We start from the raw sequence: 23,824 nt of genomic DNA on the forward strand, positions 1-23,824 counted from the left end.
TCGCCGCCGAGGTCCCCGAACCCGAAGTCGTCGTCGCCGGCGCTCGCGGCGCGGGGGGTGGCGGGGGCGCCGACCCGTTCGGCGGCTACCGCGGCGCCGCGAGCGCCGGCGACGACGACTTCGGGTTCGGGGACCTCGGCGGCGAGGCGGGCGGCGGCGGAACGACCGACTTCGACGTCGACCCGGAGGAGTTCGAGTCGGAGATCGAGCGGACCGACATCGGGATCGAGGGGCTCGACGACATGATCCTCGGGGGCGTCCCCAGCCGGTCGCTGCTGTCGGTCATCGGCGGCGCCGGAACCGGGAAGACGACGTTCGCGCTCCAGTTCCTCAACCACGCGCTCGAATCGGGGAAGAAGGGGATCTACATCACGCTCGAACAGACCCGGGAGTCGATCCTCGACACGGCGGCCGAGAAGGGGTGGTCGTTCCGCGAGCACGCGGCCGAGGACCGCCTCGCAGTCGTCGCCATCGACCCGATCGAGATGGCCAACTCGCTGTCGTCGATCCGGAACGACCTCGTCCGGCTCATCGCCGAGTTCGACGCGGACCGGCTGGTGCTCGACTCCGTCTCGCTGCTGGAGATGATGTACGACCACCCCGCGAAGCGCCGCTCGGAGGTGTTCGGCTTCACGCGCTCGCTCAAGGAGGCGGGCGTGACGACCCTGCTCACATCGGAGGCGAGCGAGGAGACGCAGTACGCGTCCAGACACGGGATCGTGGAGTACCTGACGGACGCCGTCTTCGTCCTCCAGTACGTCCGCGCGTCGGACTTCCGCGAGACGCGGCTCGCAGTCGAGATCCAGAAGATCCGCGACGCGAACCACTCCCGCGAGACGAAGCCGTACGACATCACCGACACCGGCATCTCAGTGTACGACCAGGCGAACATCTTCTGAGCGGCCCGGGCGACGAGGTATCTAGACCGACACGCGTCGCCGCGGCGATTGCTTATACATGTCCGGAGTACCGCGGTAGCGCGCGCCTCCGAGTGGCCGCACCGGCGGCCGCGAGGAGCGCGTGCGAGGGAGTCACTCGCCCGGAGCAACGCGGAGGGCGACTGACGAGGTCGGCGAGGGGCGCGGTGCGGGGGATCTCAAAGGGGCAGCCGGGAGGACGACGCAGGCGACGCAAGCGCCGCAGGAACGAGCGAAGCGAGCGTGCGTCGTCCTCCCGGTTGGGACTTTGGAGGTGTTCACCGCAGATCCGCGGTCGGTTATTTTTAAACGAACGTGTGTATAAATGCGGTATAACCCGGGATCAGTGCCCGGAGAGAAAGTGATCGTTCGGTACGGGGCCAAACAGGAGAGTATCGGTGTTACCGTACTGCTTCAGTGACCCATTTCACGCTGTAGCGCCGCGGGAAATGCGGAAGACAGCCGCGTAAGCGTCCGGATGCACCGTCCGGGAATTGAACCCGGGCTATTAGCTTGGGAAGCTAATGTCCTACCACTGGACCAACGGTGCTCAAATCGAGATACCCGACCGTCCCACTTGAACGTAGCGTTTCACCGGGCGGGGCTCACTTCGCCGCCGCCCAGTGCCGCGAGCCACAGTCTTAAGCCGTCACCGACGGAGGCACGCCCATGGCCGAGGACGCAGCAACCGAGAGGCGAACCGACGCGGTCGACCGTGTGCGCGACCGCGCCGCGGAACTCGCCCCCGCGTTCGGATCGACGTGGACCGACGACGAGCCGTGGCGGTTCCTCACCGACCTCACGGCGATCGGGAGCCGGATGGCCGGCAGCGAGGGCGAGGCCCGGGGCGCCGACCTCGTCGCCGACGCCTTCGAGCGCGCGGGGCTCGCGGACGTTCGCACGGAGCCGTTCGACCTCCCGGCGTGGGAGCGCGGGTCGGCGTCGCTCGACGTGACCGTCTCCGGTCGGGACGGCGAGCCGACCACGCGGTCGTTCGAAGCCCTCGCGCTCCCGTACTCGCCAGCGGGGAGCGTCTCGGGCGAGCTCGTCGACGTTGGGTACGGCACCCCGGCGGAGATCGACGAGCGCGACGTGGCGGGCCGGATCGCGGTCGCTTCGACGACCACCCCGGAGGGCGGGCGGTTCGTCCATCGCATGGAGAAGTTCGGCTACGCGGTCGACGCGGGCGCGGTCGGCTTCGTGTTCGTCAACCACCTCGACGGGCAGCTGCCGCCGACCGGGTCGCTCACGTTCGGCGAGGAGGCCGAGGCGGTCGCGGTCGGCGTTTCGAAGGAGACCGGCGCGTGGCTCCGTGAGTACGCGGTCGGTGGCGGGGGGGCCGGACCGAGCGGCTCCGGCGCCGTCGCGCAGGCCGAGCTGTCGGTCGAGGCGTCGACGACGCCGGGCGAGAGCCGCAACGTGATCGGTCGCGCCGGTCCGGACACCGACGAGCGCGTCCTCCTGCTCGCTCACTACGACGCCCACGACATCGCGGAGGGGGCGCTCGACAACGGCTGCGGCATCGCCACGGTCGCGACCGCGGCCGAGATCATCGCGGGCGCCGACCTCCCGCTCGGCGTCGATGTCGTCGCGGTCGGCGCCGAGGAGGTCGGCCTGCTCGGCGCGGAACACCTCGCCGAGCGCGTGGATCTGGACTCCGTGAAGGGCGTGGTCAACGTCGACGGCGCGGGACGGTTCCGCGACCTGATCGCGCTCGCACACGCCTCCACGGCGGCCGCGTCGGTGGCCGAAGCGGTGTCGGCCGCGACGCGCCAGCCGATCGAGGTCGACGCGCAGCCGCACCCGTTCTCCGACCAGTGGCCGTTCGTGCGCCGCGGCGTACCGGCGCTCCAGCTCCACAGCGACTCCGGCGACCGCGGGCGCGGGTGGGGCCACACCCACGCGGACACCCGCGACAAGGTCGACGACCGGAACGTCCGCGAACACGCGATGCTGACCGCCCTGCTCGTCGCCGAGTTCGCGGCGCCCGAGCGCGACCTCCCCCGCCTCGACCGCGACGAACTCGTGACCGCCTTCCGCGAGGCCGACTTCGAGACGGGGATGCGCGCGGCCGACCTCTGGCCGAGCGACTGGGACTGAACGGGGCGGCGTAGGCCGGTCCCGACCGCTCGGTCACTCCATGTCCCCGTCCGGCGTCGGCGGCGGGAGTCGCTTGTGCGCCGTCGCGCGGTGGCGGGCGAGCAGGTCCGCGACGAGGTCGCGGTCGATCCCGGCGAGTACGGCGGCAGCGGAGCCCTCGCCGCCGTCGTCGTCCGCAGTTCGGTCGACCTCGGCGACGGTCGCCGCGATTCGCTCGGCGACCGACTCGGAGTCCAGTCCGCGGTCGACGCCGAGGTGGAGGACGGGGTCCACGACCTCGTAGGGCGCCCCGAGGTCGTCGGCGTCCCGCTGGTCCGGGAGGAACCCGGCCGTCGGTGGCTTCTCGACGACGAACTCCGGCACGTCGAGTTCGGCCGCGAGGGCACGGACGCCAGACTTGTACAGGTGTCCCAGCGGGAACACGTCGGCCGCGCCGTCACCGTGTTTCGTCAGGTAGCCTAAGAGCAGTTCGCTCCGGTTGGCGGTGCCGCAGACGAGGCGGTTCGTCGCGTTGGCGGCGAGGTAGGCGACGGTCATCCGGAGCCGAGCGACCGCGTTCCCCGATCGGACCGGTTCGTCGTGGAGGTCGAAGCAATCGGGGACGACCGCGCCGAACTGCGCGAACAGCGGCTGGAGGTGAACCGTGTCGTGTTCGATACCCAGCGCCGCCGCGAGCGCCTCGGCGTCCCGTGCGTGGGGCGCGCCGACCTTGTTACACGGGAGTATCAGCCCGTACACGCGCTCGGGACCGAGCGCCTCCACGGCGAGCGCGGCGGTCACGGTCGAGTCGAGCCCGCCGCTCATGTTCACCACGACGCCGTCGGCGGCCGCGGCGTCGACCCGCTCGGCGAGGAACGACCGGACGCGGTCGCGTTCGACCGCGGGATCCCGGTCCGGGAGCAGCGCGCGAGGCAGCGACTCGGAGCTCGGATCGGACCGAGTCACTTGTCGGGCACCCGCCTCCGCCGACCGACCGGCCGAGACGGCCCCGTCGGACTCGAACGCCGACTCGCGGTCAGCCATCGACGCCCTCCGCTTGGTCCCTCGTCCGCGTTCTCTGCCGATTTACACCGCCGGTGAGCCGTCGCGGAGTGACGGGGTGTCCCTGCGAGCGGTGACAAACGTCGCGTTGATTCGTCATCAGTTGCCCGCCGCTTCCGGCTTCGGCGGTAAATACTTGCGGTGTAGATAGTATAAGGAATTAGTACAAAGTTACTCTGAACGGCGCACAATCGACCATAATTACAAAAATAAAGAACTTCAACTGGGACAAGAATTAAAAATATTCGAGAATAGTATCTAGCGAGAGGTTGTTTTTCCGTTACCGCATATCTGAAGTAGTAATCGCAGTATTTTCCAGAAATAACACGGTTTAGTGGGTCTCGTAAGCATATAATGACGTTATATACCAACACTTATCAGGAAGTTGCGCATCGAATTGTGTATGTCAGAAATCGAGTTGAGTTCAAGTCAAAGCCGGATGCTCACTGCGCTCGTGAACCTCGCGGAAGGAGGGGACGACCCAGTACAGGGGCGAGAGATCGCTGACGCGATCGACCGCAACCCGGGGACGGTCCGGAACCGGATGGGTAGCCTCCGGACCCTCGGACTCGTCGAGGGCGTCGCCGGGCCGGACGGCGGATACATCCCGACCGACGGGGCGTACGACGCCCTCGACATCGAGCGGCTAGACGACGCCGCGACGACCCCGGTGGAGCGCGAGGGCATCCCCGTCGAGGACGTCACCGTCGCTGAGATAGACCTGTCGAGCGTCGCCAATCCGGAACTGTGTCGCGCCGAACTCGTGATCCGCGGTCCCGTCGGCCCGTTCGACGCGGGAGACCACGTGACCGTCGGGCCGACGCCCGCCACCGGGCTGCGGCACTCTGGCGTGGTCGACGCGACGAACGTCGACGGCAACACCCTGCTGGTCCGCGTCGACGGCATGGAGACGCCGGCGGGCGGATCGGCGGCCTGACGGCCGCGGCCTCGGCGGTCCGGATCGTCCCTCCACGGCCGCCGAGCTCACTCTTCCTCGGCGGCCGAGAACAGCCTGTCGCGGACCGCGCCGGTGGCGGCGGCGGCGTGACGCGCGTCGCGGTGTCGCTCGCCGAACGCGACCCGCGCGCTCCGGGCGGCCTCGCGGTCGACCTCGAACGTCACGTCGGGGTAGCGCACGTCCCACAGCACGAGCGGTTCGGGCGGCGCGGGGCCGACCCCCCGCTCGCCGGGGATCGGGTCGGCGGCGAGCAGCCGTTCGATCCATGCGGGGTCGGCCGTTCCGCGACCCACGGCCCGGACCGCGGCGACGACCCGCCTGACGAGCGCCCGCGGGAATCCGTCCGTCGAGAGTTCGACGACGAGCGCGTTGCCCGCGCGGGCCGCCCGCGCGTCGAGGTCGCGGACCGTGCCCGTCTCGTCTGTCGTCAGGTTGTGGAAGTCGTGTTCGCCGTCGAACCGCGCGAGCGCGTCCCGGAGTCGGTCGTCGTCGACCGCGTGTTCGGGATCCGATCGCGCGGCGTCGGTCGAACCGCCCCCGTCGACCGCGGGGGCGTAGAGGTGGTACCGGTAGGTCCGGCGGACCGCGTCGTGCGTCGCGTGGAACTCCTCTCCGACGTCGGCGGCGGCCCACACGCGGACGGATCCCGGTAAGTGCCCGTTGAACGCGCGGGGGGTGAGCCACGTCGGCGCCTCGAAGGCGACGGTCTGGGCCACCGCCGAGACGCCGGCGTCGGTCCGCCCGGCCGCGGCGTAGCCGGGGGGTGTGGCGTGGGTCGCCCCGTCGCCGCGCTGGACGACGCCGTGGTCCGCGAGCGCTTCGAGGAGCGCGTCCGCCACCGTCTCGGCGTGCGGCTGTCGCTGGAAGCCGGCGTACTCTCGCCCGTCGTACGCGACCCGGAAGGCGCGCGTGACGGTCTCGCGGCCGTTCGACGCGTCCGTCATGGGCGTTCGCTCGGCGCGGCCGTCACTGCCTGTCCGACGCCCCGCGTCCGCCCGTCGCGTCGCCGTCGTCGGTCGGCTCTCGATCCGCCTGATCCGCCGGCTCCCGATCCCCTTCGTCCGTCGGCTCGGTCATCGGAACGGTCACCACCGGTACCGACGCGACGCGGACGACCTTCTCGGTGACGCTCCCAAGGAGCAGCCGTCGGATCCCCTGTCGAGTGTGGCTCGGCATGACGACGAGGTCGGCGCCGTCCTCGATCGCGTTCTCGATGAAGTCCAGCGGTTCGCCGCGGACGACGTCGCCGACCGTCTCGACGCCGGCTTCCTCCAGCTCCGCGGTCACCGCTTCCACCCGCTCCTCGGCCGCGTCGACGAGGCGGTCGGAGAACGCGCCCGTCCGCGGCCCGGCGAGCGTGTCGACCGCGGTGTCGGCGGCCGAGACGACGTGGACGGTCGCGCTGTATCGCTCGGCGAGGCTGGCCGCGTGCGGGATCGCGTCGTTCGCCTCGCCGCCGGGTGCGACGGGGAGGAGGATCTGGTCGTACATACGCGGTACTGCTCGCGCCCGCCGGAAAACGATACCGGCCGTCGGTGGTCCGGGGCGGGGGCGTCACAGCCCGAGCGCGTCCAGCAGGTCGAACCCGACGCCGGCGTAGCCGACGAGCTTGAAACCGAGGTAGATGCCGGCGATCGCCATCACGCCCGGCAGCTCCGGGGGCGCGGGGATCGGAACGCGGAGGAATGCGAACAGCGCGCCGACCGTCACCCCGACGACGAGCGCGGCGACGGTCAGGACCGCGGTCGAACTCATGTCGACGCGTCCGCGGCGTTCGCTTATAACTGCGGTGTTCGCGGCCGGGGACGACCCGCGCGGATGGGCAGGGTTTTCCGACGGGCGCCCTTCCTTGCGGACATGGCATCAGAGGTTTCCGATCCCGACAACCCGCAGGTGACGCTTCAGACCAACCACGGCGACATCGTCGTCGAGCTCTTCGCCGATCGCGCGCCGAAGACGGTCGAGAACTTCCTCGGGCTGGCGCGTCACGACCCCGCGGCCGACGCGGAGCCCGCGCCCGAGACGAACACGTGGGAGGACCCCAAGAGCGGCGAGGTCCGCGGCGACTCGCTGTACGAGGGCATCGTCTTCCACCGCGTCATCGACGACTTCATGATCCAGGGCGGCGACCCGATGGAGAACGGCCGCGGCGGCCCCGGCTACGAGTTCGACGACGAGTTCCACGACGACCTCACCCACGACGGACCCGGGATCCTGTCGATGGCGAACTCCGGCCCGAACACGAACGGCTCGCAGTTCTTCATCACGCTCGACGCGACCCCGCACCTCGACGGCAAGCACGCCGTCTTCGGGCATGTCATCGACGGGATGGACGTCGTCGAGGAGATCGGCGGCGTGCCGACCGGGCGCAACGACGACCCCCGCGAGGCCGTCGAGATCGAGCGCGTCGACGTCGACGAGTAACGGTTTCGCCTCCGCACCGACTGCGTGCGTCACCGTCGCACGCTGCGGGGAGTTGAGAAGAGTTAAATTGTCCCCGACGTAAGCACCGTTCACGCTCGGTTGGTGTAGTCCGGCCAATCATGTTGGCCTTTCGACGGACGCGGCGCCTCGGCGCCGGTTCGGAAGTCAGCCGACGACCAGGGTTCAAATCCCTGACCGAGCATCCATTATCACCGCGAGCGGCGCGTCTCCTTCTCTGAGCGGCGCGTCGCTACCTCCCCGACCGCCCGAATGGGAAGAATCACCTTCCTCGGCGACGACGCGTATCCATGAGCGATACACCCGAGAACGGCGGTGGCGGCGACGACGCCGGTAGCGACCCTGACGCCGGCGCCCCCGACGAGCACCGGTTCGAGACCCTCGCGATCCACGCCGGACAGGAGCCCGACCCGGAGACGGGGGCGTTGATGACCCCGATCCACGCGAACTCCACCTACGAGCAGGACAGGCCGGGCGACCACCGCGGCTACGAGTACAGCCGGACCGGGAACCCGACGCGGAGCGACCTGGAGGCGAACCTCGCCTCGCTGGAGTCGGGCAGCCACGCGCGCTGTTTCTCCTCCGGCATGGGGGCGATCAACACCGTCCTCAACCTGCTTTCGGCTGGCGACCACGTCGTCGCCGGCGACGACGTGTACGGGGGGACCCACCGCATCCTCACGCAGGTGTACGACGAGTACGACATCGACACCACGTTCGTCGACACGACCGATCACGACGCGGTCCGGGCGGCGATGCGCGAGGAGACCGAGCTGGTTTGGGTCGAGACGCCGACGAACCCCCTGATGAACGTCAACGACATCGGCGCGCTCGCCGACATCGCCCACGAGGGCGACGCGCTCTGCGCGGTCGACAACACGTTCGCGACGCCGTACCTCCAGCGCCCGCTCGAACACGGCGCCGACATCGTCTCCCAGTCGCTGACGAAGTACCTCGGCGGGCACTCGGACACCATCGGCGGCGCCCTGATCGTCGACGACGAGGAACTGGACGAGCGGCTCGGCTTCTACCAGAACTCCGTCGGCGCGACGCCCGGCCCGTTCGACGCGTTCCTCGTCCTCCGCGGGACGAAGACGCTCCCCGTCCGGATGGACCGACACTGCGAGAACGCGATGGCGCTCGCGGAGTGGCTGGAGAGACACGACGCGGTCGAGCGCGTCTACTACCCCGGGTTGGAGTCGCACCCCGACCACGAGCTGGCGGCCGCGCAGATGGACGACTTCGGCGGCATGCTGTCGTTCGAGCTGGACGGCACCCTCGAAGAGGCGTCGACGGTCGTAAGCGAGACGGAGGTGTTCACCCTCGCGGAGTCGCTCGGCGGCGTCGAGAGCCTGATCGAGCAGCCCGCCGCGATGACCCACGCTGCCATCCCGCGTGAGGAGCGGATCGCGGCCGGGCTCACCGACGGCCTCATCCGGGTGTCGGTGGGGATCGAACACGTCGACGACATGAAGGCGGACCTCCGGGCGGCGTTCGACGCGGCGCTGTCGTAGCCCGCCCCGACGGGGTTCGGCGCTCCGCCGGTCACCGAGCGACTGACACCATTTTTATCGGTCCCGGCGAGACAGCCCCCATGAGCGATCCAGACGTCTTGGTGCTTCGACAGACGATCCACGGGCTGGGCCCCGACGAACTGGCGTCGGCGATCCGCGAGCGGCTCCCCGACGCGACGGTCGCGCGAGCGCGAACGCCCGCGGAGGAACTGGAGCTGATCCGGACGGCGCGGGTCGCCGTCGGGCTCAACGTCGACGAGGAGCTGCTCGCCGCCGCGGAGGAGCTGGAGCTGTTCGCCTGCGTGTTCGCGGGGACGGGCCACCTGCCGCGCGACCTGCTCGCGGACCACGGAATCGCCGTGACGAACGCTTCGGGCGTCCACGGACCGAATATCGCCGAACACGTCGTCGGCTCGATGATCGCGCACGCGCGACAGTTCCACCGGGCGTACCGGCAGCAGACCCGCCGGGAGTGGCGCACCTACGAGACGACGGAGTTGTACGACTCGACCGTCTCCGTGGTCGGGCTCGGCGCCATCGGACGGGCCGTCGTCGACCGCTTAGAGGCGTTCGACGTCGACACCGTCGGCGTCCGCTACTCTCCGGAGAAGGGCGGGCCGACCGACGATGTGTACGGATTCGACGAGTTTCACGAGGCCGTCACCGGGGCGGAGTACGTCGTCTTGGCCTGTCCACTCACGGAGACGACGCGGGGGCTGGTCGACGCCGACGCGCTCAGGACGATGCGGGCCGACGCCGTCCTCGTCAACATCGCTCGGGGGCCAATCGTCGACACGGATGCCCTGGTGACGGAGCTCCGGAACAACCGTATCCGCGGCGCGGCGCTGGACGTCACCGACCCGGAGCCGCTCCCGGAGGACCACCCGCTGTGGGGGCTGTCGAACGCGACGATCACGCCGCACAACGCTGGCCACACCCCCGAGTACTACGAACGCGTCGCGGATATCCTCGCCGACAACGTCGCGCGGTTGAACGCCGGTGACGAACTCCGTAACCGCGTGGTCTGAGACGACACCGAGAAAACACGCCGGTCGTATCAATACTGAAGTGTAGGTATATATAGTAAAATTATTTCTCTATTTATCGGCCTTAGGCATTCTTCACTGCCGTTTTGCGGGCTATTTGACGACAGATGTCTCGCTCGGTGTTCGGCAGTATATATTTTGATCAAAATTAAGGTGTTCCGCTCCGGAGGGTCGGGTATGGAAACGCGGAAGGTCCAAGTCACCGGCGGCTCGACGTACACCGTCTCGATTCCGAAGACGTGGGCGACTGAGAACGACGTCGAGGCCGGGACGGAGATCGAGTTCCACCCCGACGGCGACTCCCTGTTTCTCACCCCGCGGTCGGAGGACGAGCGGATGCGGGGGACGCTCGACATCGCGGACCTGTCCGGGCAGGCCCTCCAGCGGGCGGTGACGACGATGTACGTCAGCGGCTTCGACGTCATCGAACTGGAGGCGGCCGAGATCACCACCGAGCAGCGCTCGACGATCCGCGACGCGGTCCAGAGCCTCGTCGGCCTGGAGGTGTTAGAGGAGACGCGGGACCGCGTCGTCGTCCAGGACCTCCTCGACTCCTCCGAGCTTTCGATCCACAACGCGGTCACGCGGATGCGGCTGATCTCGCTGTCGATGCTCGAAGACGCGATCACCGCGCTCGCCGACCGCGACCACGACCTCGCGCGCGACGTGATCGGCCGCGACGACGACCTCGACCGGCTGTGGCTCGTGGTCTCGCGGATCTTCCGCGCGACGCTGCGAACGCCGAAGGCGGCCGAGGAGCTCGGGCTCCCCCGCGAGGAGTGTTTCGACTACCACTCCAGCGCTCGCCAGTTAGAGCGGATCGGCGACCACGCGACGAAGATCGCGCACCTGACCCTGAACATCGAGGACCCGCTTCCCGACGACGTCGTGGAGGCGGTGAACGACCTCCACGGCGACGCGGTCGACGTGATCGACACCGCGATGGACGCGCTGTTCGACGACGACACCGAGGCGGCTACCCGACGAGCGAACGAGGCGAGAACCGGCGTCAGAGCGATCGACGAGCGCGTCAGGTCCATCGACGAGGTCCTCCGCGACCTCGACCCCACCCGCGCGCAACTGCTCGGGCTCGTCGTCGACTCGGTCCTCCGGTCGGCCGACTACGGCGGGAACATCGCCGAGACGGCCCTCCAGAAGGCCGCGCCGACGCCGTGAGGGAAGCGGAGGGGATCGCTCACCGACTCCCCGGACCCCGGCGGCTCGCGGTCGCCGGCGGTGCGATCGTCCTCTTCGTCGCGATCGTCGGCGGCGGCGCCGCCGCGTACTTCGCCAACGGTATGGGACCGGACGCGGACGCGGTTGCGGCGGTCGAGGCGGACCCGGACATAACCGTCGACCGGACGGCGGTCGGGACCGCGGTCCGCGACGGACCGGTGACGGCGTCGACCGTCGGACTCGTTTACTACCCGGGCGCGCGGGTGGCTCACGAGAGCTACGTCCCCACCGCCGCCGAGATCGTCGCCGCGTCCGACCGGATCGCGCTCGTCGTCGTGGTGGACGCTCCCCTCAACCTCGCCGTCCTCGCGCCGGACCGTGCCGATCGCGTGCGCGAGCGTCACCCGGAGGTCGGCGTCTGGGCCGTCGGCGGCCACTCGCTCGGCGGTGCCATGGCCTGCCGGCACGCCGCCGAGAACGCCGCGGCCTACGAGGCGCTCGTCCTCCACGCCGCGTACTGCGACCGCGACGTCTCCGACAGCGGCCTCGACGCGCTCTCGGTGCTCGGCGGCGCGGACGGCGTGATCGATGCCGAACGGGAGCGCGCGTCGCGGGCGAACCTCCCGGCGGACGCGCGGATCGTGAAACTCGACGGCGTCAACCACGCCGGGTTCGGGGCCTACGGCCCGCAGCGCGGCGACGGTCCCGCGTCGCTGTCGCCCGACGCCAGCCGGGAGGCGGTCGGGAACGCGACCGGGACGTGGCTCTCGGAAGGGGGCGCGGCGACCCGCAGTGTCGAGCCGCGATTAGTTCCGGACCGCGGCGCGTGGTCGGTCGCCGACCGTGGCCCGCGGTCGCCCGGTTCCGCCGTGCTCGTCGTTGCCGGGTGAGCGGGTTTTTTGAGCGCGCTCCCCCGAGGGGATCCCATGCCAGAGATCGAACTCGGCGTGCCGAGGGGCGTCATCGAGTCGCTTCCGGAGGAGGAGGGGACCGCCGAGCAGGACATGCGGCGCGCCATCGCGGGGATCCAGTCGCGACTGAACGAGGCGCTCGAGGAGGCCGACCCCGACGAGGCGGCCGAGGTCGTCGCCGACGCGGTCGAGCGCATGGAGTCGCAGGCGAGCACCTACCACGAGTTCGTCCCGGAGCTACGCGCGTGGGGGCAGTCGCCGATCTACGCGATCGCGTGGCGGAACCTCTACCTCGAGCTCATCGGCCAGCTGTACGACCACGAGTGGCTCGCCGACGACCTCGACCGCGAACGGAACTTCCGGCTGGTCGAGGACGGGATTCGCCTCTCCGACCTGTGACCAAGCGACCGTCGCCTTCCGTGGCCGACCGCTTTTAACCCGCCGCGACCCGACGTACGGGTATGGAACTGGAACTGCGGTTCTTCGCGACGTTTCGCGAGGCCGCCGGCGGGAAGACGGTGAACGCGGAGTTCGCCGACGCCGCGACCGTCGGCGACGTGCTGCGCGAACTGGAGTCGGAGTACGAGGGGATGGAGGGCCGACTGATCGCCGACGGGGACCTCGCCCCGCAGATCAACGTCCTGAAGAACGGCCGCGAGGTGCTCCACCTCGACGGGCTCGACACACCGATGGCGGACGGGGACCGGCTCTCTGTGTTCCCGCCCGTCGCGGGGGGCGCATGAGCGACGACGGCTCGGCGACCGCCGAGGACGTGGTCGACGACGCGGACGCTTCCGGCCTCCCGCCGGCCGAGGAGGGGTGGGAGCGCGAGACGGTCGCGTACCGCGGTATCTCTCGGCGGCTCGCCGCCCATTACCTCAGGAACTTGGGCGGGGAACTCGTCGGAACCGACGAGCCCGCGGAGGCGACCAGCGTGGAGGGCGACGGCTGGCGGGCGGCCCTCAGCGCCGAGAAGGTGACCGCCGCGGCCGCGATCGAGATCACGGAGGTGACCGCCGAGTTCGCGGGCGACCCGGACGCCCTCGGTGGCCTCCTCCCGAAATACCGGCAGAAGGCCATGCGCGCCGGCGGGTGATGTCCGACGACGACAGCGAGTCCGGCGACCACGGAGAGGACGCCGATGGCCGCAAAGGGGACGCCGACGGCGAGGTCGACGGTCATGGAGCGGACGCCGACGGTCGTGGAGCGGACGCCGACGGCGAGGCCGACGACCGCAGAGCGGGTACCGACGGTCGTGGAACGGACACTGACCGGGACCCGGGGACGTACCCCATCGAGGGGACAGCGCTAGTGAAGACGACCGCGCTTGCGAGTGTGCCCGCTGCGCGCGTGCCGACGCTCCTCGCGCGCGTCCAAGCCGACCTCGGCCCCAGAATCGATGCGTATCGCCGGGGGTACGAGCAGATCGAGGCCGAGCCGGGGCGCGAGACGTTCCTTGTCCAGCCGGACCACTGGGACGAGGTGGCCGAGCGCGTCGGGCTCTCCGAGCGCGAGCGCGACGCCGTCGTCCGCGCGCACGAGGCCGCGGTCGAACGGCTCGGGGCCGGGAGCGGTCGCCGGGCGGAGTTCGACGCCGCCCTAGAAATCCGGTCGGCCGTCGTCATCGGTCTCAACGAAGATGGGGACGGCGGTCGTGAGGAGGATGCCGGTCGTGAGGCGGACGGTAGTCGTGAGGAGGATACCGGTCGTGAGGCGGACGGTAGTCGTGAGGCGGACAGCGACGATTGATCCGGGCCGTGCCGCCACCGACGCCTTTTCGAACCGCAGCGCAGAGGTGCCTGTATGCGACTCGCTCGACTGCTCACGCCGGACGGTCCCGTGGTCGGCCGATACGACGACGGCACAGTCGTCGCCGACGACGGCCGGTACGAGGTCGGCCGCGACGGCCGACTGCTCCCGCCGTGTGACCCCACCGCGCTGTACTGCGTCGGCCGGAACTACGCCGAGACGCTCGACCAGATGGACTACGAACGGCCCGAGGAGCCGGATTTCTTCATCAAGCCCCCGACGAGCCTGCTCGCGCACGGCGAGGAAATCCGATATCCAGAGTGGACCGACGAGCTGACGTACGCCGGCGAACTTGTCGCCGTGCTCGACGAACGGTGCCGGGATCTCGCCCCCGAGGACGTCCCGGAGGTCGTCCGCGGCTACACGATACTGAACGACGTCGACGCGCTCGACCAGCAGGGCCGGACCGCGCGGAAGGCGTTCGACGGGTCGGCGCCGCTGGGCCCGTGGATCGAGACCGACGTGGACCCGACGGATATCGACATCGAGACTACCGTGGGCGGCGAGGTGCGACAGGACGCGACCACCGAACTGATGCTGTTCGGTCCCCGAGAGGTCGTCTCGTACCTCTCGAAGCGGTTCACGTTCGAGCCCGGCGACTGTGTCGCGTTCGGCAGTCCGGCGAACCCCGGGCTCGTCGACCCCGGCGAGCGCGTCGAGATCTCCTACGAGGGCGTCGGGACGCTCTCGAATCGGGTGGTCGCGTCGGGAGCGGAGTGACGCCGATCAGTTCGGCCGAAACGACGATCGGTTCTACAGAGTGAGCGCCGGCGCCCTCGCCTCAGCGTCCAGCGGGACCGAGATCGTCGGCGATCGCGTCATCGAGGAGGCCGTTAGCCGCTTCTAGCTTCGCCTCGTCGCCGGTCCGGACGTACTCGCCGAGCGCGTCGGCCGCCTCGACGAGGGCGTCCGCGGTCGCGGGCGGCACGTCGCCCCCGAGCGCGTCAGCGCGCGCGACGCGGTCCCGGAGGCGCTCGAACGCGTCGCGGGCGGGAGCGACCCTGGACCCGGGATCGTCCCCGTCGACGGTGACCGTCGGAGATCCGTCGTTCCCGGCGGCGTCGAGGTGTTCCGTTCCCCCCTGTTCGTCGCCGGCTTCGGGTTCGTCGCCGGCTTCGGGTTCGTCGCCGGCTTCGGGTTCGTCGAGGAAGTCGAGTTCGTCGAGGACGTCGAGCGCGTCGCTGCGATACGCCTCCGCCGCGCGCACGGCCGCCATCCCCCGTGCCTCGCGAAGCGCGGTCGGGACCTCGTCCGTCGGCGGGCGCTCGCCGTCGTCGGCGCCGGCGAGCAGCGCGAGGAGGTACTCCCGGTCGGCGTCGGTCGGGTCGCGCAGTCGCTCGAAGCAGTCGACCGCCTCCAGCAGCTCGCGGGCCGCGAGATAGGTCGCGTCGAGCGACGCGAGGCGTCCGCCGTCGATGAACCCGCGCTTCCGGCAGTACTCCCGGAGGTCGGACTGGAGTTCGTCGACTCCCGACTGAGGGAGGGTTCCGGGCGCGTCGCCGAACCGCTCCCGGTGGGCGGCGAGGTCGAGCGCGACCGGCGTGTCGGTGTGTGCGGTACGGGCGTCGACGCCGACGCTCCGCAGGTCGCCGCAGCTCGGACAGGCGACGGAACCCGTCTCGTAGTACGACCACCGCGTGCCGCAGGACTGGCACTCGCGTTCGCCGCGAACTTTCATGCGTGCGGCTTCGTCGCGTCCGCCCTAAACGACTGCGGGTCGGCAGCCCGGGCTCGGGAGACGGGCGTTCGCCGGTGGAGCGGTCGCGAAGCGGACGATCGACTCGCCGACCGGCCAGGTGCCAGTTTATTTCATCCCCTCCCGCCAACGGTCGGTATGAGTTGGTACGCCGTCGAAGCGCCTGACCGCGCCGTCGACGCCACGCGTCGGTTCCTCTTCCCCTTCGAGGCGGTGCGCTGGGCGAAGTTGGCGGTCCTCGCGTTCGCGATGGCGGGCGGGAGTGTCGGAGTGTCGTACGCGGGTCCGTCGCCGATCGGCGTTTCGGCGGCCGGAGTCGGCGCGTGGACCGAGGTCGCCGCGTCCGGATCGGTACTGCCGGACTCCGAGCGCGTCCTCGGCCTCGACGGTGCGCTTCTCGCCGCGGCCGCCGTCGGCGCGGCGTTCGTCGCGCTCGGCCTCGTCGCGTGTTCATTCGCGTTTCGACTCGCCCTCTACGACGCGTTCGCGACGGCCGAGGTCGCGCTCTGGCGACCGTTCCGCGAACGGTTCCGGCAGGCCCTGGGGATGCTCGCGTTCTCGGCGTCGCTCGCCGTCGCCGCGGCGATACCGGCGGTCGCGCTCGTCGTCGCCGTCGACCCCGCCGCGTTGCGTGCTATCGAGATCCCGTTCGGCGGCCTCGCCGGATCGTCGACGATCGCGACGGCAGTGATCGGCGGGCTCGCACTGTTCGCGGCCGTTTCCGCGCTGTTCGCGGCCGTCGGCTCCCGGCTCACGTTCGAGTTCGTCGCGCCGACGATGGCCGCTCGCGACGTCGGCGTACTCGCCGGGTGGCGAGCTGTCTGGCGGTCGCTCCGCGGAGCCTGGGACCAAGTCGTCCTCTACCTCGCGGTTCACGCCGTCGTCGCGGCGAGCGCCGGGATCGTCCGGGCCGTCGCAGTCGCCTCCGTCGGCGGGGTGGTCGCCGCGGTCGGCCTCGTCGTGCTGGTGCTCGCCGCGGTCCCGCTCGGTGGCGTCGAGGCGCTCGTCGGGACGACACCGGGGACGATCGTTCTCGCGACCACCCTGCTCTGCGCGATCGCCGCCGTCGTGGTTCTCTCGCTTCCGATCCTCATCGTGGCGCGAACGTACCTGACGGCGTACGAAGTCTCGACGCTCGCCGGTATCGGGCCGGAGTTGGCGCCGCTCGCGCCGACGCTCGTCGCTCGGGGCGACTCGAAGTCGATCGGTGATTGATCGACGGTCGTTGCCGGGTGTCAAGGCTCTCAACCTCCCAGCGGGATCGTCGAACGTCGAATCACACACTCGACACCATCGCATACCTTTTTACTCCGTTCACGAATGGAGAAAGACATGGGACTAGACGACGACGCCCGGGAGTATCACCGGCAGGAGCCGCCCGGAAAGATCGAGATAGAGACGACGAAGCCGACGAACACCCAGCGAGACCTCTCGCTGGCGTACTCCCCCGGGGTCGCGGCGCCGTGCCGCGATATCGCGGCCGACCCGGAGTCCGTCTTCGAGTACACGGCGAAGGGGAACCTCGTCGCGGTCGTCTCGAACGGCTCGGCCGTCCTCGGGCTCGGTGACATCGGCGCGGCCGCCTCGAAGCCCGTGATGGAAGGGAAGGGGGTGCTGTTCAAGCGGTTCGCCGACATCGACGTGTTCGACATCGAGCTCGACATCGACGCCGTCGACCCGTTCTGCGAGGCCGTGAAGGCGATGGAGCCGACGTTCGGCGGCATCAACCTCGAGGACATCAAGGCCCCGGAGTGTTTCAAGATCGAGGAGCGGCTCCGCGAGGAGATGGAGATCCCGGTGTTCCACGACGACCAGCACGGCACCGCGATCATCTCCGGCGCGGCGCTGATGAACGCGGTCGACATCTCCGATAAGGACCTCTCGGAGCTCGACATCGTCTTCTCCGGCGCCGGCGCGTCGGCCATCGCGACGGCCCGGTTCTACGTCTCGCTGGGGGCGCGCGAAGAGAACATCACAATGTGCGACTCCTCCGGGATCATCACCGAAGAGCGGGTGGCGGCCGGCGACGTCAACGAGTACAAAAGCCAGTTCGCCACCCCCATCGAAGACGGCGATCTCGCGGACGCCATGGACGGCGCAGACGTGTTCGTCGGGCTCTCCGTCGGGGGTATCGTCTCGCAGGAGATGGTCCGCTCGATGGCCGCGGACCCGATCATCTTCGCGATGGCGAACCCCGACCCGGAGATCACCTACGAGGACGCCAAGGACGCCCGGGACGACACAGTGATCATGGCGACTGGTCGGTCCGACTACCCGAACATGGTGAACAACGTCCTCGGGTTCCCCTTCCTGTTCCGCGGGGCGCTCGACGTGCGTGCGACCGAGATCAACGAGGAGATGAAGGCGGCCGCCGCGGAGGCGCTAGCCGACCTCGCGCGCAAGGACGTTCCGGACGCGGTCGTGAAGGCATACGGCGACGACCCGCTCCAGTTCGGTCCCGACTACGTCATTCCGAAGCCGCTCGATCCGCGGGTGCTGTTCGAGGTGGCGCCGCGCGTCGCGGAGGCGGCGATGGAGTCCCGATCGGCCAGGACGGAGATCGATCTGAACCAGTACCGCGAGCGCCTCGAGGCTCGCCTGGGGAAGTCCCGCGAGATGATGCGGGTCGTGTTGAACAAGGCGAAAAGCGACCCGAAGCGGATCGCGCTCGCGGAGGGCACCGACGAGAAGATGATCCGCGCGGCCTACCAGCTCTCCGAGCAGGGGATCGCGGAGCCGGTGTTGCTCGGCGACGCCGACACCATCTCCCGGACCGCGTCCGAGCTCGGGCTCTCGTTCCGCCCCGAGGTGGTCGACCCGGACGAGCGGGACGTCTCCGGATACGGCGAGCGGCTGTACGAGCTCCGAAAGCGCAAGGGGATCACCAAACGCGAGGCCGACGATTTGGTCAAACGGGACACCAACTACCTCGGGAGCGTGATGGTAGAAACCGGCGACGTCGACGCGATGCTCACCGGGCTCACGCACCACTACCCGTCCGCGCTCCGGCCGCCCCTCCAGATAGTCGGTTCGGCGGCCGACACGGACACCGTCGCCGGCGTGTACATGCTCACCTTCAAGAACCGGGTGATCTTCTGTGCGGACACGACCGTCAATCAGGACCCCGACGCGGAGACGCTGGCGGAGGTCACGCGACACACGGCGGACCTCGCGCGACGGTTCAACGTCGAACCGCGCGCCGCGATGCTTTCGTACTCGAACTTCGGGAGCGTCGACAACGAGGGGACGCGGAAGCCGCGCGACGCGGTCGACATCCTACAGTCCGACGACGTGGTCGACTTCCCGGTCGACGGGGAGATGCAGGCCGACACCGCGGTCGTCGACGACATCCTCAACGGGACCTACGAGTTCTCCGAACTCGACGAGGCGGCCAACGTCCTCGTGTTCCCGAACCTCGAGGCCGGGAACATCGGATACAAACTCCTTCAGCGGCTCGGGGGCGCCGAGGCCATCGGACCGATGCTCGTCGGCATGGACGAGCCGGTCCACGTCCTCCAGCGTGGCGACGAGGTGAAGGATATCGTCAACCTTGCGAGCGTCGCCGTCGTGGACGCCCAAGAGTAGCTCGCCGGGTGTACCGTGGACGCCGGGACACCAATTTTACTTGTTTCCGACTACAACATCGGTGGTATGGGAACGAGCGAGGATCCGGACGAGCCGGCCGGGCCGCGAGTTCTGGATAACAGGCGCGACGCGACTCGTTACCGGGTTCTCGTCGAGATCGCCGCGCGGCAGCCGGCGGTGAGCCAAGAGGAGATCGCGGACGTCATCGGTGTGACCTCGCAGGCGGTGAGCGACTACGTCCGCGACTTGGTCGACGGAGGGTTCGTGGAGAAACGCGGTCGAGGTCGGTACGAGGTGACCAAAGAGGGAGTCGACTGGATAATCACGCGAACCGACGCCCTCTCGGACTTCGTGTCTCGTGTGTCCGACGATGTTCTGGGAAGCGTCGACGTCGACGCCGCCGTGGCGACCGACGCGGTTGCGGAAGGTGACGACGTCGGGCTGGAGATGCGCGACGGCGTGCTACACGCCGTCCCGGAGGGGGGATCGGCGACAGCGGTCGTCGTCACCGGCGGTGAGGCCGGAGAGGCGGTCGGCGTCACCGACTTCGAGGGGGTCGTCGAGTACGACCCGGGCGTGGTGACGGTCGTGTCTGTCCCGGCGGTGACCGAAGGAAGTCCGCCGTCTCCCGAGGTCATCACGGGTCGCGCCGCGGACGCGGATCTGATCGCGGTCGGTGGGACCGAAGCCTACGCGCTCGCGACGCGGACCGGGCTCCGGCCGGACATCCGATTCGGTTCGGCGACGGGCGTGTCTCAGGCCGCCCTCCGGGGCTTGGACGTGCTGTTGCTCGTTTCGACCGACGAGCTTTCTCGCCACACGACGCGACTCCGTGAAGACGGCGTTCGGTATGAGGTCCGCGACTCTCTCACACCGTAGGTCGGTACGTCGGTCGCTGTGGTTTCGTACGGTGAGACACACCGTGTTTCCGGTGAAATGGGGCTATCTTGGGTGGGAGCGACTTCGCTGTGGGCGGTTTAGTTATCTATCTGACCGATATAGAACAACAGGATTTATATCCTACATCAGAGTAAAGCTCGCCAAGCGAAGTGAGCAACAGCTTGCCGCGCGATACATGCGTTTCACCGGAAACTACTATTCTACTGAGAGCTCGCACTTCGTTGGAAGCCCGCACCCCATCTGAAGCCTGAGTTTCACCGGAAACACGGTCTCCCCCCTGTTGGTCGGCCCGCCTGAGGCACTCAGCGAACACCTCGTTTCCGGTGAAACAGTCTCCTCAGACAGTGTCCGTTGACCTCTCCACACCCGTATCCCCGAATTTTCCAACGGTTGTCTCTTCTCCGCTCACTCATCCCAGCCGAATTACTCTATGAGCCCGATCACTCCATGCGTTGGAGCGCGTCACATGCCGGCTCACTCCGTGAGTACTTCCCCCGCCCGCCACCCCACGGTCGACCACCCTTTTCACCGGAAACACGGTGTGTGTCTCTCTCCACCGACCCGTCCCTCGCTCCGCTCCGAACGTGGCCGCGAAACAGAACGCATTTCACCGGAAACACGGTGTCTCCCTCATGGACGCAGCGGACGACCTCTTCACGAGGGAGGACCCTATCTTCGCGAACAAGGAACTCCTCGAGATCAGTCACTTGCCGGGCGAGGGACGTATCGTCGGCCGCGACGACGAGATCGCCGATCTGGCGACGGCGGTCAATCCGGCCATCTTCGGCCAGAGCCCGAGCAACGTCCTCATCTACGGGAAGACGGGCACCGGGAAGTCCCTGTGCGCGAAGTACGTCTCCAAGCGACTCGTCTCGACCGCGAGCGAGGAGGGCGTTACGGCGACGTTCGCCTACGTCGACTGCGCGCAGGACACCACCGAGACGCAAGCGGTCCAGACGATCGCCGAGGGTGTCAACGACCCCGAGGAAACCGGGATCAACGTCCCCGATAAGGGGCTCTCTACGTCCACGTACTACAAGCGACTCTGGCGGATCCTCGACCAGCGGTACGACGTCGTCTTGATCCTGCTCGACGAGATCGATAAGCTCGATGATGACGCCATCCTGATGCAACTGTCCCGCGCTGGCGAGGCGGGAAAGATCACCGACTGTAAGTTGGGCGTCGTCGGCATCAGCAACAAGATCCAGTACAAAGACCGGATGGACGAGCGCGTCAAATCGAGCCTCTGTGAGCGCGAGTTCGTCTTCCCGCCGTACGACGCGAACCAACTCAGGGAAATCATGCAGGCGCGGGCGGACGCGTTCCACGACGCCGTTCTCGAACCCTCGACGATCCCGCGCGCCGCCGCGCTGGCGGCGCGCGAACACGGCGACGCGCGGAAGGCTATCGACATCCTCCGGTACGCGGGCGAGATCGCACAGGCAAACGGCGAACCCACTGTTCGTGAGGAGTTCGTCACGCAGGCGCGCGAGCGAGCCGAGACCGACCGATTCCGCGAACTCATTCGCGGGTCCACCCCGCACTCGAGGTACGTGCTTCAGGCGCTCGCGCTACTGTCGCTCTCGAACGGTCGTCAGGACGGATTCCGCACGAGCCGCGTGTACGAAATCTACGAGAACATCTGCCGGCAGGAGGGATCCGATAGCCTCTCGCTACGGCGCGTCCGCGACCTCCTGAAGGAGCACGCGTTCCTCGACATCATCGAACAGTCGAAACACAGCGGCGGTAGCGCCGAAGGAAGCTACACGAAGCACCAACTCCTCGAGGACCCGAGCGTCGTCAAAGAGGTCCTTACCGAGGATGAAGCCGAGAGCTGATCGAGTCGGTTCGGCCACCCGACGGTCCCCCCGCCACCGCTCTACGACGAGCACCGTGCCGTCGCCGCGACGAGGCCCCGCACAGACCGATCGATTCGCCCGCGTCAGCCGAGCAGGCCGAGTCCTTCGATCCGCTCGACGATCTCCTCGACGGCTTCCTCGGCGTCGTCAGTCCGCTTACCGCCGGTGATGACGATCTTCCCGCTTCCGAAGAGGAGGATGACGACCTCGGGTTCGTCCATCCGGTAGACGAGCCCGGGGAACTGCTCCGGCTCGTACTCTACGTCTTCGAGACCGAGCCCGATCGCGAGGGCGTTGAGATTGAGGTTGTGCCCCAAGTCCGCGCTCGACACGATGTTCTGAACGGTGATCTCCGGATCATCCTCGACCGGGATCTGGAGGCCCCGAAGCTTCTCGAAGATGATCCCGAGCGCGTCGTGGACGTCGTCGATGCTCTTGGCACCCGTACAGACGATCTTCCCCGACCGGAAGATGAGCGCGGCCGCCTTCGGCTCTTGAGTCCTGTAGACGAGGCCGGGGAAGTTGTCGGGATTGAAATCTGCGCCCGGGAGATCCTCTGCGAGCGCCTCCAAGTCGAGCTCCTGACCGATACCCGTCGATGCAACAACGTTCTGAATCTCGATCGAGTCTGCAGGGTTCGTCATCGTTCGCTTTTATATGTGTCCCCCTCCCTTATAAACGCCCGTGGTATAAATGGCCAACTGCCCCACACCGCACATAGTGTCCTGTCCTGCGCGCGCGTGAGGCCGCCGCCGCAACCTGGATTCCATGATACACTTCTGATACGTTCGGCTCTCAGACGTTCCGATCGTATCGCCCAGTGTCGCGAGATCCTGCCGATACCAAATCTCCCTACTGGATCAGCTCGTTGTAAACTGCTCCATGAAACCGCATGACGTGGGGCCGACGCTTCGACGGGGTTAAATACAACCCGGGCATTCGAATGAGTGCGAGGAGCCCCCGACGGGGGGGGGCACCGGCCGGCCGCCAACGCGGCCGGTCGAAGCGTTCCGACGTGCTTAAGTGTATAAGCCCGTTCGGTTGAAACGCGAAGAACGCACCGCGGACTCGGGCCATTCAACTCGGCCCGGTTTCGCAGAGTCGGTTCATCCGACTCACCCGATGAGGATCGCACCCCCTGCGCTCCGGCGTAAGCGGCGATCTGATGTGAGCCGTGGTCGTTCGGTGTCATCCAAGCCGCTGGATGGACCGGACACCACACAGACCAATGCAATGGTGTGTCAACCTTCGTCTCAACCGAAGTTGACACCCGCCAACACCCCCTTCAGGCCGGGAATCAGGCCTGAAGGATATTCATTCCGGTTGATCCTGCCGGAGGCCATTGCTATTGGGATCCGATTTAGCCATGCTAGTCGCACGAGTTCAGACTCGTGGCGAATAGCTCAGTAACACGTGGCCAAACTACCCTTCGGAACACAATACCCTCGGGAAACTGAGGCTAATAGTGTATACCATACCACCACTGGAATGAGTGGTATGCCAAACGCTCCGGCGCCGAAGGATGTGGCTGCGGCCGATTAGGTAGACGGTGGGGTAACGGCCCACCGTGCCAATAATCGGTATGGGTCATGAGAGTGAGAACCCAGAGACGGAATCTGAGACAAGATTCCGGGCCCTACGGGGCGCAGCAGGCGCGAAACCTTTACACTGCACGACAGTGCGATAGGGGGATCCCAAGTGCACAGGCATAGCGCCTGTGCTTTTCGGTACCCTAAGGCGGTACCAGAATAAGGGCTGGGCAAGACCGGTGCCAGCCGCCGCGGTAATACCGGCAGCCCAAGTGATGGCCGATCTTATTGGGCCTAAAGCGTCCGTAGCTGGCCGCGCAAGTCCATCGGGAAATCCACCT

The 23,824-nt window shown here is 68.1% G+C and carries 23 protein-coding genes, 2 tRNA genes and 1 rRNA gene; 19 read left to right on the plus strand and 7 right to left on the minus strand.

Translation table 11 applies throughout. The features are described 5' to 3' along the window. Positions 1-899: KaiC domain-containing protein (locus B9G38_RS06395; protein WP_143415379.1), on the plus strand; the 899-nt coding region annotated here is incomplete at its 5' end. 497 nt (positions 900-1,396) lie between these two features. On the opposite strand, the gene B9G38_RS06400 is transcribed toward B9G38_RS06395, so the two are convergent. Next, positions 1,397-1,467, minus strand: a tRNA-Gly gene (locus tag B9G38_RS06400). A 119-nt stretch (positions 1,468-1,586) separates the two neighbouring features. Between B9G38_RS06400 and B9G38_RS06405 the strand changes: the two genes are divergently transcribed. Beyond that, positions 1,587-3,017 carry a M28 family metallopeptidase gene (locus B9G38_RS06405; protein WP_086219850.1) on the plus strand — a complete coding sequence of 477 codons (1,431 nt, stop codon included), beginning with the start codon at positions 1,587-1,589 and terminating at the stop codon, positions 3,015-3,017. A 33-nt stretch (positions 3,018-3,050) separates the two neighbouring features. Here B9G38_RS06405 and nadE read toward each other — a convergent pair whose 3' ends face one another. Further along, positions 3,051-4,040: an NAD(+) synthase gene (gene nadE / locus B9G38_RS06410; protein ID WP_086219851.1), complete on the minus strand. Its 990-nt coding sequence runs from the start codon at positions 4,038-4,040 to the stop codon at positions 3,051-3,053. A gap of 421 nt (positions 4,041-4,461) precedes the next feature. Here nadE and B9G38_RS06415 point away from each other — a divergent pair, with 421 nt between their 5' ends. Further along, positions 4,462-4,995 (plus strand): Rrf2 family transcriptional regulator, encoded by a 534-nt coding sequence (locus B9G38_RS06415; protein ID WP_086219852.1) that lies wholly within the window; start codon positions 4,462-4,464, stop codon positions 4,993-4,995. Between the two features lie 47 nt (positions 4,996-5,042). Here the strand turns inward: B9G38_RS06415 and truA are convergent, their stop codons facing one another. The 3 genes from truA to B9G38_RS06430 all read right to left on the minus strand — a co-directional run bounded on the left by truA (position 5,043) and on the right by B9G38_RS06430 (position 6,771). Continuing rightward, positions 5,043-5,960, minus strand: a complete 918-nt coding sequence (gene truA / locus B9G38_RS06420; protein WP_086219853.1) for a tRNA pseudouridine(38-40) synthase TruA — start codon at positions 5,958-5,960, stop codon at positions 5,043-5,045. 22 nt (positions 5,961-5,982) lie between these two features. Continuing rightward, positions 5,983-6,507, minus strand: coding sequence for a universal stress protein (locus B9G38_RS06425; RefSeq protein ID WP_086219854.1), 525 nt, complete (start codon positions 6,505-6,507; stop codon positions 5,983-5,985). A 63-nt stretch (positions 6,508-6,570) separates the two neighbouring features. Next, positions 6,571-6,771 carry a XapX domain-containing protein gene (locus tag B9G38_RS06430; RefSeq protein ID WP_086219855.1) on the minus strand — a complete coding sequence of 67 codons (201 nt, stop codon included), beginning with the start codon at positions 6,769-6,771 and terminating at the stop codon, positions 6,571-6,573. Positions 6,772-6,873: 102 nt separating this feature from the next. Here B9G38_RS06430 and B9G38_RS06435 point away from each other — a divergent pair, with 102 nt between their 5' ends. From B9G38_RS06435 to B9G38_RS06485, 11 genes are all read left to right on the plus strand, one after another. Next, the gene (locus B9G38_RS06435) at positions 6,874-7,440 is read left to right on the plus strand and encodes a peptidylprolyl isomerase (RefSeq protein WP_086219856.1); all 567 of its coding nucleotides are present in this window, start codon (positions 6,874-6,876) and stop codon (positions 7,438-7,440) included. Between the two features lie 93 nt (positions 7,441-7,533). Further along, positions 7,534-7,642 (plus strand) — tRNA-Glu (locus B9G38_RS06440). 106 nt (positions 7,643-7,748) lie between these two features. Then, complete coding sequence (locus B9G38_RS06445; RefSeq protein WP_086219857.1) at positions 7,749-8,972, plus strand: cystathionine gamma-synthase; 1,224 nt, start codon at positions 7,749-7,751, stop codon at positions 8,970-8,972. Positions 8,973-9,052: 80 nt separating this feature from the next. Then, positions 9,053-10,000: a D-2-hydroxyacid dehydrogenase gene (locus B9G38_RS06450; protein ID WP_086219858.1), complete on the plus strand. Its 948-nt coding sequence runs from the start codon at positions 9,053-9,055 to the stop codon at positions 9,998-10,000. 195 nt (positions 10,001-10,195) lie between these two features. Continuing rightward, on the plus strand, positions 10,196-11,194 hold the full coding sequence (locus B9G38_RS06455; protein WP_049932625.1) for a phosphate uptake regulator PhoU: 999 nt from the start codon (positions 10,196-10,198) through the stop codon (positions 11,192-11,194). Continuing rightward, positions 11,191-12,084 carry an alpha/beta hydrolase gene (locus B9G38_RS06460; RefSeq protein ID WP_086219859.1) on the plus strand — a complete coding sequence of 298 codons (894 nt, stop codon included), beginning with the start codon at positions 11,191-11,193 and terminating at the stop codon, positions 12,082-12,084. Before B9G38_RS06455 ends, B9G38_RS06460 begins: the two co-directional genes overlap by 4 nt. Positions 12,085-12,120: 36 nt before the next feature. Beyond that, positions 12,121-12,504 carry a hypothetical protein gene (locus tag B9G38_RS06465; protein WP_086219860.1) on the plus strand — a complete coding sequence of 128 codons (384 nt, stop codon included), beginning with the start codon at positions 12,121-12,123 and terminating at the stop codon, positions 12,502-12,504. A 62-nt stretch (positions 12,505-12,566) separates the two neighbouring features. Next, positions 12,567-12,848 (plus strand): ubiquitin-like small modifier protein 1, encoded by a 282-nt coding sequence (locus tag B9G38_RS06470; RefSeq protein ID WP_049932629.1) that lies wholly within the window; start codon positions 12,567-12,569, stop codon positions 12,846-12,848. Continuing rightward, complete coding sequence (locus B9G38_RS06475; protein WP_086219861.1) at positions 12,845-13,201, plus strand: hypothetical protein; 357 nt, start codon at positions 12,845-12,847, stop codon at positions 13,199-13,201. Before B9G38_RS06470 ends, B9G38_RS06475 begins: the two co-directional genes overlap by 4 nt. A gap of 197 nt (positions 13,202-13,398) precedes the next feature. Further along, entirely contained in the window at positions 13,399-13,854 is a 456-nt protein-coding gene (locus tag B9G38_RS06480; protein WP_086219867.1) for a hypothetical protein, read from the plus strand. A gap of 54 nt (positions 13,855-13,908) precedes the next feature. Beyond that, positions 13,909-14,634, plus strand: coding sequence for a fumarylacetoacetate hydrolase family protein (locus tag B9G38_RS06485; protein WP_086219862.1), 726 nt, complete (start codon positions 13,909-13,911; stop codon positions 14,632-14,634). Between the two features lie 61 nt (positions 14,635-14,695). On the opposite strand, the gene B9G38_RS06490 is transcribed toward B9G38_RS06485, so the two are convergent. Next, complete coding sequence (locus tag B9G38_RS06490; RefSeq protein WP_086219863.1) at positions 14,696-15,592, minus strand: hypothetical protein; 897 nt, start codon at positions 15,590-15,592, stop codon at positions 14,696-14,698. 156 nt (positions 15,593-15,748) lie between these two features. Between B9G38_RS06490 and B9G38_RS06495 the strand changes: the two genes are divergently transcribed. The 4 genes from B9G38_RS06495 (at position 15,749) to B9G38_RS06510 (ending at position 21,933) form a co-directional block, all read left to right on the plus strand. After that, on the plus strand, positions 15,749-16,825 hold the full coding sequence (locus B9G38_RS06495) for a hypothetical protein (protein ID WP_086219864.1): 1,077 nt from the start codon (positions 15,749-15,751) through the stop codon (positions 16,823-16,825). A gap of 117 nt (positions 16,826-16,942) precedes the next feature. Continuing rightward, a complete protein-coding gene (locus tag B9G38_RS06500) occupies positions 16,943-19,195 on the plus strand; it encodes an NADP-dependent malic enzyme (RefSeq protein ID WP_086219865.1) in 2,253 nt (750 codons plus the stop codon). Between the two features lie 66 nt (positions 19,196-19,261). Next, the gene (locus tag B9G38_RS06505; RefSeq protein WP_086216991.1) at positions 19,262-20,074 is read left to right on the plus strand and encodes a MarR family transcriptional regulator; all 813 of its coding nucleotides are present in this window, start codon (positions 19,262-19,264) and stop codon (positions 20,072-20,074) included. Positions 20,075-20,727: 653 nt separating this feature from the next. Then, positions 20,728-21,933: a Cdc6/Cdc18 family protein gene (locus B9G38_RS06510; protein WP_086219866.1), complete on the plus strand. Its 1,206-nt coding sequence runs from the start codon at positions 20,728-20,730 to the stop codon at positions 21,931-21,933. A 104-nt stretch (positions 21,934-22,037) separates the two neighbouring features. Here B9G38_RS06510 and B9G38_RS06515 read toward each other — a convergent pair whose 3' ends face one another. After that, a complete protein-coding gene (locus B9G38_RS06515) occupies positions 22,038-22,598 on the minus strand; it encodes a TATA-box-binding protein (protein ID WP_049932645.1) in 561 nt (186 codons plus the stop codon). 672 nt (positions 22,599-23,270) lie between these two features. On the opposite strand from B9G38_RS06515, the gene B9G38_RS06520 reads away from it, so the two are divergent. Beyond that, positions 23,271-23,824 (plus strand): 16S ribosomal RNA (locus B9G38_RS06520); the annotation flags it as partial.

Source organism: Halorubrum sp. SD612 (assembly GCF_002135005.1).

Bases quoted from the DNA above. Each gene is read 5' to 3' on its own strand.
- B9G38_RS06405 (WP_086219850.1), top strand. From the start codon at position 1,587: ATGGCCGAGGACGCAGCAACCGAGAGGCGAACCGACGCGGTCGACCGT.
- nadE (WP_086219851.1), bottom strand. From the start codon at position 4,040: ATGGCTGACCGCGAGTCGGCGTTCGAGTCCGACGGGGCCGTCTCGGCC.
- B9G38_RS06415 (WP_086219852.1), top strand. From the start codon at position 4,462: ATGTCAGAAATCGAGTTGAGTTCAAGTCAAAGCCGGATGCTCACTGCG.
- truA (WP_086219853.1), bottom strand. From the start codon at position 5,960: ATGACGGACGCGTCGAACGGCCGCGAGACCGTCACGCGCGCCTTCCGG.
- B9G38_RS06425 (WP_086219854.1), bottom strand. From the start codon at position 6,507: ATGTACGACCAGATCCTCCTCCCCGTCGCACCCGGCGGCGAGGCGAAC.
- B9G38_RS06430 (WP_086219855.1), bottom strand. From the start codon at position 6,771: ATGAGTTCGACCGCGGTCCTGACCGTCGCCGCGCTCGTCGTCGGGGTG.
- B9G38_RS06435 (WP_086219856.1), top strand. From the start codon at position 6,874: ATGGCATCAGAGGTTTCCGATCCCGACAACCCGCAGGTGACGCTTCAG.
- B9G38_RS06445 (WP_086219857.1), top strand. From the start codon at position 7,749: ATGAGCGATACACCCGAGAACGGCGGTGGCGGCGACGACGCCGGTAGC.
- B9G38_RS06450 (WP_086219858.1), top strand. From the start codon at position 9,053: ATGAGCGATCCAGACGTCTTGGTGCTTCGACAGACGATCCACGGGCTG.
- B9G38_RS06455 (WP_049932625.1), top strand. From the start codon at position 10,196: ATGGAAACGCGGAAGGTCCAAGTCACCGGCGGCTCGACGTACACCGTC.
- B9G38_RS06465 (WP_086219860.1), top strand. From the start codon at position 12,121: ATGCCAGAGATCGAACTCGGCGTGCCGAGGGGCGTCATCGAGTCGCTT.
- B9G38_RS06470 (WP_049932629.1), top strand. From the start codon at position 12,567: ATGGAACTGGAACTGCGGTTCTTCGCGACGTTTCGCGAGGCCGCCGGC.
- B9G38_RS06475 (WP_086219861.1), top strand. From the start codon at position 12,845: ATGAGCGACGACGGCTCGGCGACCGCCGAGGACGTGGTCGACGACGCG.
- B9G38_RS06485 (WP_086219862.1), top strand. From the start codon at position 13,909: ATGCGACTCGCTCGACTGCTCACGCCGGACGGTCCCGTGGTCGGCCGA.
- B9G38_RS06490 (WP_086219863.1), bottom strand. From the start codon at position 15,592: ATGAAAGTTCGCGGCGAACGCGAGTGCCAGTCCTGCGGCACGCGGTGG.
- B9G38_RS06495 (WP_086219864.1), top strand. From the start codon at position 15,749: ATGAGTTGGTACGCCGTCGAAGCGCCTGACCGCGCCGTCGACGCCACG.
- B9G38_RS06500 (WP_086219865.1), top strand. From the start codon at position 16,943: ATGGGACTAGACGACGACGCCCGGGAGTATCACCGGCAGGAGCCGCCC.
- B9G38_RS06505 (WP_086216991.1), top strand. From the start codon at position 19,262: ATGGGAACGAGCGAGGATCCGGACGAGCCGGCCGGGCCGCGAGTTCTG.
- B9G38_RS06510 (WP_086219866.1), top strand. From the start codon at position 20,728: ATGGACGCAGCGGACGACCTCTTCACGAGGGAGGACCCTATCTTCGCG.
- B9G38_RS06515 (WP_049932645.1), bottom strand. From the start codon at position 22,598: ATGACGAACCCTGCAGACTCGATCGAGATTCAGAACGTTGTTGCATCG.